Genomic DNA, 13,189 nt, shown 5'->3' with positions numbered 1-13,189 from the left:
ATTTATGAGACATTTTATTCTTAAAAAGAAGGACATAGCGTTAATCGACTTCAATTTATCATGGAATGCACTTGGTGAGATTACTTATCAAGTAAACAACATATTGGTTAACGACGTACTATTACCATACAACTTTAAAGTGGATACCCTAATTTCTTGGTTACAGCACAGATTTGTACCTAAGAACAGGGCATTTGTCGAGAGTATTTTAGGCTCGTTAGTAGGAAATAACGAGCCTAGACTAATATCTCTATTAGGTATCACACTAGGGTTAAGTCTTGTAGATGATTATTGGGTAGTCCCTCATGATTCTAGCTACTTATGGAAGGACTACAACCTATACGACAATAACTTTTCTGAGGTTTTAGCATTATCTGCGTTTACAGGGCACATTACCAAAGTAAGTGGGGTTATAAGTTCGCCTGAGCCTACAACGAATGGAATGTTGAGAAAGTGTTGGAGAAGGATTAACAACGAGGTTTTGTTATACAAAGCTGGGACAGAAGGGTATTCTAATGCGGGCAAAGAACCCTACTCGGAGTATTATGCCAGTCAGGTAGCCTTAGCTATGGGGTTGGATGCTGTGACATATGACCTTGAGCGGTGGAAGGGGGTTTTATGTTCAACCTGTAAATTATTTACTTCTGAGAGTCTCTCTTTTATTTCGGCTTTTGATGTTTTTGGGAACATGCCAGTATCAGAAATACTTTCCAACTCAAGTGACAATACTAAAAACAAGCTACTTGACCTAATGGCTTTTGACGCTGTAGTAATAAATGAGGATAGGCACTTTAATAATTTCGGGTTTATAAGAAGCAACACAACTGGCGAACTGTTAGATGTTGCACCTATATTTGACAATGGGGTGTCGTTGCTAAATTACGGACTTGACAGTGATTTGCTGAACTTGGACGAGTATTTGCAGTCAAGGCAAATGACCTTTGCATTTATTCCTGCGACAAACTTGGACGTAGTGAGGGGTTATTTGACTTCTACCCAAAGAGGCAGATTGAGGAAGTTATTAGGCTTCGAATTTAAGAGACATTCAAATTACAACTTATCGGAAGAGCGTTTATCAGTCTTAACCCAGTTAGTAAGACATCGAGCTGGGGTTTTATTGGATAAGTCTTAAGCGTGACGGTGTATTCTATAAATTGGAGGGGTAACAAGTATAAATAAGGAGATGATTAAGTATGTTAACTTGTGATAGTTGCGGACGTACTATTGAGAAGGATGAAAAGTATAAGAAATGTCCTTTTTGTGGTGACATTTTGTGTATAAATTGTGCAGAAGATGGGGAACAGACACCATGTTGTGGTACTAATTGGGATGAAGAGAGTTTAATGTGGTAGTTGCCTTTGAATAAATTCAGTAGTTTAGAGCGAGCTATAAGAGCCTACATTGCATGGGCGGTTAGTTATGTTTAAAATTAATATCCTCGTTCGTGGTCTATTTGCCTTTACGGTTTCGTTAATTTGCCCGTAGGGGTTTTTATTTTGTTTTTGGGTAGTTTTCTTCAGAAAGTAAATAAGCGGTTTTAAAGGGCAATTTTGGCGGTTGATTTGTGATTTGTGAATGCAGACCAGTGGCTACAAAAGTAAGCTATAATAAACGTCGCAAATTCAAGTCTATAAAGGTTTATTATTGCTTTTTTAAACGTTCGATAAATATAAGTGAATTTTACGGACATTTTTATATAAACGATAAATAATAAATTTGAATAGAGGGGGCTGTATAAAATGTCCAAGATAGGTTATATTCGTGTAAGTTCATATGAGCAAAATACAGATAGACAGGAATTTGCCTTACAAGAAATAGGGGTTGAAAAAGTTTTTCTTGAAAAGGTAAGTGGAAAGGATACAGATAGAGCAGAACTTAAAAAGATGTTGGACTATATTCGTGAAGGTGATATTCTTTACATTGAGAGTATCAGCAGACTTGCTAGAAGTACAAAAGACCTTCTTTTTATAGTTGAACAATTACAAGAAAAGGGGGTTGGACTTGTTAGTTTAAAGGAGAGCATTGACACAAACACACCACAAGGCAAGTTTGTACTTACACTTTTTGGTGCTTTAGCTGAACTTGAAAGGGAGTATATTCTCCAAAGGCAAAAGGAAGGCATTGCCATTGCTAAAGCTAAGGGAAAGCATTTAGGAAGACCTAAAACAGAGTATCCGAAAGACTTTTGTAAAGTTTATCAGGATTGGAAGAAAAACGATATACAGGCAGTAGAAGCTATGAGACTTTTAAATTTAAAGAAGAGTACCTTTTACAAGTTAGTGAAAGAGCTTGAAAAAACTGTATGATTTTGTTTCTATATATGTTAAAATTTATACTGACTAGGGAGGATTGATAAATTAAATATTGATAGTGAGGGGACATAATGAATTTTAAGGTATCTATTTTAGGCAGTATAACCTTAGAGAAATGTGTGCAATCTGTCACTTTTTATGTAGAACCACCATCAGATGATTATACCAGTAGAAGAACTTACCCAATAAACTCTATGATAATTAATGGTAAAATCGACGCAGACGAAAAGACAATACCACTTTATGAGTGGGCATTAATTCCAGCAACTGACCCTAATTGTTATAAGGACATAACTGTTGAGGAAACCCAGTCCAATCAAGTGGTACGAAAGGTTAACTTTTCCAAAGCTTTTGTAGTAGACTACTCGGAACGGTTCTCAAATAATACAGGGGTTGGATACTTTTCGCTTTTTGTTAGGCAGTTAGCTGGAACTGATGTTGAATGCACTTCATCTGCACAGCAGACAGCCAAAGCAGAAATGAAGTCTCCAGAGATTAAAGGAACTAAGATTTTACCTCAAACACAGGAAGAACAAGTATTAGAAGATAAAAGTCTTGGAAAAACTACTGTAGGTGGAATCAGTTTCACTGATCGGCTTATTGCAAGTAAGAAAGAAATGCAATTTAATAATCAAGCTCCTACACTGGAAGACAAGCGTGCAGTGCAAGCAAGAGTTGATGATATTAAAAATGTTATGTCAGAGGAAGAAAAAAAGAGGACAACTTTTGGTGTAGCACTTGTTAGAACCAAAGATGGTAAAAAAGAATTTTGGGTTAGCTCCGCAGGACAAAAAGGCATAGTACGTACTGATATTCGTAAAAATGACAGGGTTATTAAGAATAAAGTACCTGAAGGTGATAGTATTAACCGCCTTAATGACGCAGAACAATCTTTGATGAGAGCAGCAGAAGAACAAGAAGTAGAAATTTTAGCAATGGGAGCAACAAGGGACATGTGTCCAGTCTGTCAAGAAGTCGCTATGTCAAAAGGTCTATTGAATAAAATGGTTACACCATTAAAAAAGTGATTTTAGGAGGGGTTATTTATGTTTACTACACAAGAAAAGAATTATATACAGGATATTAATGAGTTAACGGATTACATTAGGACTGATTCAGATTGGGATGAACTTAGGTCTATATTAATTGAAAAGGGGTTTGACATAGCCGAATTATTATTAGTTTCTTTTATGGAAGATGAAGAAATGAATGAATATGGTGTCGTTGTAACTTATAATAAAAAAGTATTTGAATATGAAAGGCAAGTTGGCGGCAAGATTGAGCAGTTTACACTAAAGGAAATAACAGATAATAATTGTAGACAAAACGATTTCCCACAAATCGCAACTGCACTTAAGATGATTGATGAAGAAAACAAATAGTCATATTGTATATTTGAATTTAATATAGTAGAATGCGGTATTGGAACAGGTGACAAAGCAATCACCTGTTTTTTTTGTGTCCATTTCTTCTTGAATTTACATGACACAGCGTTTTGTAAACTCAGTCTACAAAGAATTTAGACAGTACAGTAGATTTGTTACAGGAATTATTTTCATAAAATTTGGTTACGATGTAGTAGAAATCTTGTGACTGAATTTGTGACTTATTTTAGGTTAATTTAGCGTAACAAATATTTTTTAGCTGAAAAGTCCTTAAATTTCTGCGTTTATAAAAAAAATAGAATATAAAAAATTAATCTTTGTGACTAATTTTCTGATACAAAATATTTTTGAATGAAAAGATACAAAAGAAAAAGTTATATTTATTTGAAAGTTTTTTAATAATTTTTGTAACTTTTAGTGACTTTAGTTTCTATGCGTCTAACCTGAAAATATAATTTTTGAAAAAGCAACACATTTATCTTTTTAAATTTGCTTCTTGTGTTGCTTTTTGCAAAAAAGTTACATAAAAGTCATTAAATTAATTAATTCAGGAGGTGTCAAGAGTTGAAGTCAATTTTTAGAGAGTTGAAAGATGCACTAGCAAGAAAAGACTTATCTTTAGAAAGGGTAGAGCTTCTACAAGAAATTCAAGATTACATTTCAAGTGGAAGTTGGACTCAGAATCGTAAGTTTGCCAAAAAGGTAAGCATAGCTTTACAGCATGGAAATTCAAAAGCAGCAGACAGTCTTGGTATCAGCACAAGTGGAGTGCGGTTATTATTAGCAAGAGCTTCACAAGTAATTCGTAATGTTATTGGAAGCAATTTAATCCACTTAATAGCTGATGGTTCAGAAGAAGAGTTTTTAGCAGCTGAATTTCAATTTTTCTTAGTCAAATGTAACGTCAATCCAAGTATGTACTTTCAACCAGGTGTATTTCCCCTAATACCAAATACTCACAGCAGAGCATATTGCTTTGATGAATTAACTGCGGAAATTAGTTTTTTACGCAAGCAAACTTTTCGGGAAATACAGAAGGAGCTCGAAGTACTAAATGAGGATAAACTGGCTTTTTTAGTAAGTGAGCTATTTTCTGTACCTTCTGAGCTTACCACATTAAAAGTTAAATTGTTTAATCAGTTTTTTCAAAATAACTAAAGGGGGTTTTAAAATGATAAGAACAATTGTTGCAACTACACTTATAGTAACTACTTTTTTATTTCCGACTTCGTCAGTTTTGGCTCAAACAGCAGGGCTTGATAGTGTGAAATTGGTAAATACAGGAACAACAGAAAAAAGAGGCATATCTGACTACGGTTCAGGAGGAACTATATGGTCTGACGGTTCATGGCAGGATAACTTACCAGAAGGAAGAGTAAAAGTATCAAAACAGTTAACACCTATTGCTGATTATTTCAACCAAACTGCGTGGGCGAAGTACTCCATGCTGACATTAGACCAAAAGTGCAATTTAGACCCATTATCAATGATGGCCATAAGGTATGGGGAAAGCTTTCACAGCAGTAAGTATAATACAAAGTCATTAGAGTCCTTACCGCAGGGGGTTAATAAGGGAGCTACCATACTTGATATTATAAGCAACCCTAGAATACAAAGTCAGGTAAATGAAGCTGTAAAAAGAGCATTCCCTTACACCAATCCTAGCACTGGTAAACCTGATTTTACAGGTAACGAGTGGTATGCCAAGTACGTAGGTTTAGGTGTAGCAAGTGGAATGATCGGTGGGAGGTCAATAGATGCTAAATTATTCTTTGACGGAACTGCCGAAGTGACAAGAGCCGAATTTTTAAAGATGTTATATTTTTGTGCAACAGGTAGAGATGGCGAATATAAATATGGAGATACCCTTGATAAGGCTTCTATTGATGGAATTGTCACCAAAACGGATTGGTATAGACAAGCCTATAATTATTTTGTAGTGACTTCAGCTAGTCCTCTATATGGGTTATACAGTAAAGAAGAATTAGCCAAACCTATAACCAGAGCGGAGATGGCATATATCACTGCACGTTGTTGGAGACTGTGGGGTGGTATAGAGGCTAACAATAATAGCAAGTATAGAACAGGTTACTTTGCTGATTGGAGTAAGCCAAATGATTATAAAAGTATATTTAGTGACATGCAGATTAATATAGAAACTAAGTACATCACTTCAGTTGTTGAGGATGAAACAGGTGTTGTAGGCAGTAGTAAGCGTGTTTCAACCAATCTTAAGGATTATTTAAATGGAAGGTCTGTCAGTAAAGTGGTTTTCGATGCAAGTGTTAACAAATCCTCACTGCCATTGCCGTTGTACATGAGCATATTCGAGTTAAACAAGAGAGGCATTATAAATGGATTCGGTAACGGCCAAGTTGGAGCTTTGAAGACTTTAACTCGTGCCGAGGCTTTAACAGTAGTATTTAATATATCCAAAACAATAGGCAAATATTGGGGAGATAGTTTAGATAACTAAAAGAAAGGGGTTAAAATCATGAGCTTAAAAAGTAAAGTTTGTATATGTTTAATTGCTATTATGTTGTTAACTATATGCGTTCCTGTTACAGCATTACAAGTATTTCCAAGTGTAGATAGTTCACCTAGTGGTTCTACAATATCAGGAAAAACAGATATAAATGTTGACTGGTATGTATCTACTATAACTGGAGTAAGAATTTACCCAGTTGATTTTAAAAGGAATGAAGAGTATATTAACGACTTTAAAAGATTAAAATATCTGCCTTTAGCTTTATACTTCACAGAAGATGTTCCAGTCCATGTAAAAGGAGCGGCTTATAATTCACGTGTAGACAGTTCAGATAAAAAGATTAAGTTTGATATACTAACACCACACTATATAAACAATGTGTCAACAAGCAATAAGTTTATTAAAATGGTTAAAGAGCACCAGTCTAACGGATACACACTAGGAAGTAATCCTTGGATAGATTATTCAGGAGGTAAGGGGTCTGCCAGTCCAAATGACGGCTTAGTAGATAAGTTATTTGGAAGTAATAAAGATACAAATTCCGAGATTTTGGATGATTACATTAAGTACATCCAATCAGCTTTTGCAGGGAACAGTTTACTAACAAGTTTTTTATCTGACTTTACGCAGGTAGATGGTAGCGGTAACAGAACAATACAAAGAGACTGGGCACTTTGTATTGAGCCTATTATAACTATTCATCCACCCAACAAGTTAACTGGAGGTAACTCCTACTGGTTTTCAGGGACAGAATACGCTAAGGTAATGTACGATTTGGCTAAGCTTTATGAGCCAAATTTAGAGGGGTTAAACGATATTCTGCCTTACGAAAGCAGAAAAATATCAGAAATCACTTACAACAAGTACTGGTTCAATTATGGGGTAAGATTTGCATGGGCAAAGTCACTTGTTATAAAAGGTGCTGGCAATACCTACATGTTAAATGATGTAATGCGACCAAAACTCCATAATGATGATGGTCGAGTCGGTGGCTTTTCTTTAATCTACGTTCAGGATATTGCCAACACTACCTCTGTTGTACGATCAGTAAAAATCGGTGGTCTAATGGACTTAAATGCTGACGGTACTTGGAAATATAATACTAACAGTGCCACATTTGCAGAGGGATTACCAGAAGATATTAATACTATAACTGCTTTGTATAACAACCCTTTTGCTTCTCTTGTCGGATCTGTTGATAATCCTTCGTTACAAGAAGCATTAAACATTGTACAGGACAAATCGGTAATGACTTTACTATCTTCTCCAGTGAAAATGAAGATGGGCAATAGTTCAAGAGCAGTGTTACTGGGGTCAAATAATTTCTCTGACTATGTACAAGAAGGAAAACTAACTATTGGAATGTCGGGTTACAGGTATACTAAGTCAAACAATTTATCTTACACATCAGTATCATTCACAAGTTTGGACGATTATCATGAAAAAACAATGTCTGAACTAATGTCTAATGAGCCTTACAAGGATGCTGATATAACTGCTTTTGCATTTGGTTACATTACATTTAAAGACGCTTTGTTACCTAGCGGTTTCGCCATAGGTACAGCTAATCTTAAGGTTGGAAACACATCTAACATGACAAATAAAATCGCAGCTAGTTTCACCAATCTCAAGCCGAAAATGACAAAGGATACGTTGGAGAGCGGATTTTACATTGGTCAGGGTAAGTTTAACTTCGAATCTGCTGATGTGTTTAATACTATTCGGTCAGGCATTCAGTCTTATGTAAACGAATTAAAGGAGACTGATAATAAAAAGGCGGTGACAGCTTCGGGGTTGCCAGCAGGGGATATAAGTGTAGGCACAAGATTTGCTACCATCGGGTTAGAAGAGGTAATCCCAAACGGAGAAGCAGTTTTTAGCTCTAAGTTATTTTCAGCTTTATGGGCAAATATTAGTTCGGGTTTAAATGTCATACCTTTAGCAAGCTCTGTTACTGTTAAGAATGCTCAAGGTGCTGATGTTACGGTAAGTAAGTACAGTGGTGCAGTACCTGTAATATTTGCAATTAAGACTCAAGTTACAAGAGTTCCATTTAAGATTAGTTGGTCGATGTTAAGAGAAAACGGTGTAACACAGACAGTTGGAACTAAGAATGGTAATTTTCCAGTCAATGGGGTTGTACCAGTCTCACCACGACATGCTAATTTACCATCTAACGCAAACACTTTTGTAATAGGTTGGTCAGATCCTACCAAGGCTAAGTCTCCAACTGACATAGGTAAGTTAATCTCTAACGCTTGTAAAACGTCAGGAGTTTACGACTACAAATTGGTAAATGAAAGTTCAGTTAAGACAGCTACAGGTGCTGACTTTGTAAAGAAAGTTCCAGCAGATACCTTAGTTCAAGGGGTTTGTTCAATGACTGGAGGAAAATTCAACGGTTTTGAAGCTATAGTTATGGAAGTTGAAAATCCTGACTTAACTAAGGTAGATGCAACTGACGCTGACATTAATCAGCAAGAGTTAGCAAAGTGGTGGGGTAGTTTAGCTAAATCTGGAGGGTTGTCAAGCGTTTCACCTTCTGCTAGCTTACCTTCGTGCAGTGACTGTCCAGGGCACACTTGTACTCACGAGGATGGTTATTCGCATACTAATTACCATACCACAACACACTCGGTTAACAATTGGTCATACTCAGTAAAACCTAACATGACTTCAGCTAAAGATATTTTAAGTTATGTACTATCAGGTGAATGGAGTAAGACTGGAACAAGTTTAGGTATAACTTCAGTTACACCTAATATGAGTTTTATGTTAGCGAGAAGTTCAGATGCTTTTGAGGATTTACCTACTAATGCTGATTGGGTGCAACCTTTACCGACTTACTTACAAGGCTTAGGGTTTAAGGGTGGCTTATCGCCGAATGGTGGAAGAATTCATGGCACACCTAACAGTTCTACTATAAAAAATGCTTATGACACAGTTAGTGTAGGAGACTTCACAAGTTCTGTTTCATATCATCATAGTTACGGTTGTGGTTCAAAGAACTCTAATAGTACATTGGACGTTACTGATTTACCTGCGTATGGTATAGCTACAACTCTCGATAAATGGACTCCAAAGTCAATAGTTCCAGCACCTGCTGATGCTACTGAAAACGACATACAAACAGGAGCATTTAATAACGGGGAGTTATGGTTTACTGACGTGTCTAACAGTAAGTTACATGTACGCCCCGAAGTACTGATGAAGTACCAGTCATCGTCAGGTGGAGCTTGGGTTAACAACTACATGATGGGTGAGACAATGAGAGATTTTTACCCTACTGGTTACTTTAGTGTGGCATTAAGTAGCAGTGGTGAGGGTAAGGTTGACAGTGACACTATTGCAGTTGACAGCCGAGCTAGAGCCTTACAAAGTAAAATTGCAGGGTTTAGTGGAAGTCCTGTTATTTACTCTGGTGGTAACCTAAGAGTTGCGGCTAATAACAATTTCAAATTTACGTTAACTTCATACACTATGGATATAAGTACTAACATTAACGGGCACAACGTAAAGCAAGCATGGGGTAATACTACTTATAATTCTGCGGACGTTCACAGTTCTTTTGCGACCAAGGTTGAAAGTGTTCTGTCTCCTAACATGTACATTAATGTTAACGGTAAGGAGTATCAAATGAACACTAGATACACTCCTGCAAAGTCAACTAACCCTGTCTTATCCGATAGCTACAATATAAAGTTCCATAACGGGGTTGTGACAGACTGGGGTGGGTTACCTAACGACTTACGTACTGGCGGTGCAAGGTCAATGCGTATTGAAGAAACATTAAAGCAAGCACTGGAGTCAAAGAGTGGTTCAAATCCAGTAGGTTGGTATAACGAGGACACAACAGGTGTAGTTATTAACAAGTACACATCAACCTTTACAATTAACTCTGTAACTGCATCTGATAAATTAAACATTACATGGGGACCGAAAGCACCTTCTAACAGGAACAACTTATTCTCTAACGGGTATGGAGCGTTTATAACTTACAAAGTGTTACTTAAGAACAATTACGTACCAACTCCGTTTACTGGTAGTCAGCAAAACGCTAAACCTATTATAAGTGGCGAATTGCCTAACACGAGGTTTATCATACCTGACGCATCAATAAATGATATGCGATACTAGTTGGAGGTGTTAACTATGAATTTTTTAGAATATTTAAGTGCAATTAGTATTCAACCAATCGGAATTTTTTCTCCGCTTGTAACCACTTCGTTGAGTCTCATTATAGCAAATATATTTACAAACAAAGTTCCTAATGTAAAACACAAATACATTTTTATTCTATCAATAGTGCTTATTATAAGCACTATACTCTACTTTTTGCTGACTTATGCACTCTTTTTGTCTACTATATGTTTAAAATAAAACAATATTAGGAGGATGTTTTATGGAATTGTATTTTGTTGAAGTTATCAAAAAAACTGGTAAGATCATGGAAATTTCTTTAAATTTCTTTTCATATCTATTGCAGGAGTTTTTTACTGAAATTGAGACTGAAAAACTTATAGCAGATTTGAAAGAAGGAAAAACAGTGGAGCACAATAACGTTATTTTTTCTTTATCAAGAATTACAACTAACTAATAAGGAGGAGGTTTAAATGAAGAAGTTTTTTGTCCTATTATTTATTGCATTATTGCTTTTAGGTAGTACTTGCTTTGCAGTAGGTAGTGAGCCTTATAAAATGTACTATAGTGAACTTGAAGGTGCAGGACATGGAAGTTCATCGTACAATAAAAAGCATGAGTATAACTCACAACAAAATATATGGTATTACGAGAACTCATCGTCAGAGCCACATTACATAATTGAAAAAAGCGGAAGTAAAAATGTAATAAAAGAGGTAAGAAACGGTGGAGTTCACGAGTCAACAGCTAGCTTGCAGGGTTTAAATAAGACTTTTATAGGTGACATGACAGGTTATGTTACTAATGAGTTCTCAAGGGGTATGGACTCTATAACTCAGGTTAATTTAGGCTCGATAGGTAACTTTTTTAACTACTTTAGTAGTTTACAAACTCCGAGTATGAAGCGGTTACGTTCTAATAGTTTTACAGAAGAAGTTGAAGGCTTTGGTGAAAACCAAGTAACAAAGAAAATATGTACTGACTGTACAATTGGTATGCCTACATTTGAAATGGTTATTGGTGGTACTACTTACCCATTTGAAATTGGTAACAGGTCGCCTTCTTCTGGAAGTGATTCAGTTGTTACTAATGAAGAGTTATTTAACATGGCTAAGTTAGGTAAAGAAGCAACGGGGTGGTCGGCAGTACCATATGCATTTTCAATATATGACGTTACACCTAATAAAAGAATGAGCTTATCTGATTTTATAGGTTCTGACGGAGACCCTTTGCAACAGATAAAAAGTAAGAACTCCGGATCATTTGTGTTTAACAGGCACATACATCCATTTTACGGTGAATCTAAGGATATAAAGACTGATATTGTTAAAGTAAATGAAGCATACAAAGGAAGTTATATTGCTATCAATCCTGACTATCAGTACTTTGTAAAAAACACTGAGCCTAGAGGACTAACAAAGTCTACAAAAGAAATTTTGAAAGATTCTGGAGGATATCAGGATGTTTTGTTCAACGGTGAAAAGAAAGACCCAAATTTTATGGTTAATATGAGATACCCTGTTTCTGTACCTGCAAAATTAATTAACAATAATGGTAGTTATAGTTTTTCAGAAGATGTAAAGCTTTCAGATAATCTTAAAATTGATATAGGTACAAGTAAACTGTATAAAACTAATCCTAATGGTCGAGATGAAGAACTAGGAGACTATGCTAAGTACGGTTTAAGCAGGGATTACATTTACATCCAACCACAAAAAGCTAAGTCAGATAAAGCTATTGCAGATTGGGGTACACCTTCACTTGTAATTACTTCATTTAAGGAAGCAGTTAGGTCTAGGAGCGGCATTTTACTACCAACAGGTAGAACTATAAGGTTTAATAAGTTTGAAAATATAGATCAAGACACGTTAGATTCTGGAGTGGAGTATTTTAAAACATATTATGATATGAAGTTAAAATATTTGTTAACAACATTACCTTCAGGTGAACAGGGGTTGGATATAGAATATAATGAGCAAGTTGGGTATTGTGTGGTTCTTGACACATATTATGCCAATGATACTCAATTATTAAAGTGGTTGGAGACAAGCGAAGCAAAGGACTTTTTAGCGGAGCACCAAATACCTATGAGGGAAATAGTTGCCACGCTAAGAGGTTTATTTCCTGAAAATTGGGATAAAAGCCTCAGTTGGGAAGAAATGCAAAGACTATCAGTAATGAAGCAAGAAATGGAGAGTAAATCAGCCTTTAAGTTTGCTGAGGGTTACAGAGGGTTTATAACATTTGTAGGTATATTAATTATAGTATACTCAGTATTTCTACTCTTAGCCTTTTTTGGAGACATGGTAAATAATATAATAGAGTTTAAGTTTTTACCTACATTGACTTTTGGACGACTAAATGTTGCACCTGACGCAAATTCAACTACTCCATTCGTAGGTAGCGGTAAGAGGTTCATAAGACTAAAGACGATGATATTTATATTTATGGGTGGAGTGTTATTGGGTATATTTATAATAAGTGGGACAATTTATGCCCTAGTAGAATGGCTTTACTTTACTTTTAAATTAGGGTAAAGAGATAGCTGTAATAGAATTTCAATAAGATTTGTAATTGATGGAGAGGGTGGATTACAACAAATATCCACCCTCTAAATTTTTCTTGTTTTACAGGTTAAAATCGTTTTAAGATACGCTGAAATCGAAACAACTCTTTATATAATTGAAATAAGTTAGATAAAAATTGAAATATGTTTTTATAAAAACGTTTAAACCTGTAATTATTTTCTTTTAACAGTATTTACAAAACGTTAATAGTTTTTCTTTTTGTCGTTTTAATATGTTTTGTATGTGTATTAACATCTTTATATATAGTGTAACTGAATTGTATATGATAAAATAATT

Annotated in this window: 10 protein-coding genes; all 10 read left to right on the top strand. The window is 35.5% G+C overall.

What is annotated here, in order from left to right; translation table 11 throughout:
- Window positions 1-4 precede the first annotated feature (4 nt).
- The 10 genes from VIO64_RS06015 to VIO64_RS05970 all read left to right on the top strand — a co-directional run bounded on the left by VIO64_RS06015 (window position 5) and on the right by VIO64_RS05970 (window position 12,862).
- On the top strand, window positions 5-1,132 hold the full coding sequence (locus VIO64_RS06015) for an XRE family transcriptional regulator (protein WP_331916173.1): 1,128 nt from the start codon (window positions 5-7) through the stop codon (window positions 1,130-1,132).
- A gap of 61 nt (window positions 1,133-1,193) precedes the next feature.
- Window positions 1,194-1,352: a hypothetical protein gene (locus VIO64_RS06010; RefSeq protein WP_331916171.1), complete on the top strand. Its 159-nt coding sequence runs from the start codon at window positions 1,194-1,196 to the stop codon at window positions 1,350-1,352.
- 387 nt (window positions 1,353-1,739) lie between these two features.
- Entirely contained in the window at window positions 1,740-2,306 is a 567-nt protein-coding gene (locus VIO64_RS06005) for a recombinase family protein (RefSeq protein ID WP_331916169.1), read from the top strand.
- Between the two features lie 77 nt (window positions 2,307-2,383).
- Window positions 2,384-3,340, top strand: coding sequence for a hypothetical protein (locus tag VIO64_RS06000; RefSeq protein WP_331916167.1), 957 nt, complete (start codon window positions 2,384-2,386; stop codon window positions 3,338-3,340).
- An 18-nt stretch (window positions 3,341-3,358) separates the two neighbouring features.
- Window positions 3,359-3,694, top strand: coding sequence for a hypothetical protein (locus VIO64_RS05995; protein WP_331916165.1), 336 nt, complete (start codon window positions 3,359-3,361; stop codon window positions 3,692-3,694).
- Window positions 3,695-4,261: 567 nt separating this feature from the next.
- A complete protein-coding gene (locus tag VIO64_RS05990) occupies window positions 4,262-4,855 on the top strand; it encodes a hypothetical protein (protein WP_331916163.1) in 594 nt (197 codons plus the stop codon).
- A gap of 13 nt (window positions 4,856-4,868) precedes the next feature.
- The gene (locus VIO64_RS05985; protein WP_331916161.1) at window positions 4,869-6,173 is read left to right on the top strand and encodes an S-layer homology domain-containing protein; all 1,305 of its coding nucleotides are present in this window, start codon (window positions 4,869-4,871) and stop codon (window positions 6,171-6,173) included.
- A gap of 18 nt (window positions 6,174-6,191) precedes the next feature.
- A complete protein-coding gene (locus VIO64_RS05980; protein WP_331916159.1) occupies window positions 6,192-10,322 on the top strand; it encodes a hypothetical protein in 4,131 nt (1,376 codons plus the stop codon).
- A gap of 265 nt (window positions 10,323-10,587) precedes the next feature.
- A complete protein-coding gene (locus VIO64_RS05975; RefSeq protein WP_331916157.1) occupies window positions 10,588-10,782 on the top strand; it encodes a hypothetical protein in 195 nt (64 codons plus the stop codon).
- Window positions 10,783-10,798: 16 nt separating this feature from the next.
- Window positions 10,799-12,862 carry a hypothetical protein gene (locus VIO64_RS05970; RefSeq protein WP_331916155.1) on the top strand — a complete coding sequence of 688 codons (2,064 nt, stop codon included), beginning with the start codon at window positions 10,799-10,801 and terminating at the stop codon, window positions 12,860-12,862.
- Window positions 12,863-13,189: the final 327 nt, after the last annotated feature.

The organism is Pseudobacteroides sp. (assembly GCF_036567765.1).
Taxonomy (GTDB): Bacteria; Bacillota; Clostridia; order Acetivibrionales; family DSM-2933; genus Pseudobacteroides.
The sequence above is the reverse complement of the archived record's forward strand: the minus strand, read 5'-3'. Positions and strand labels throughout refer to the sequence as shown.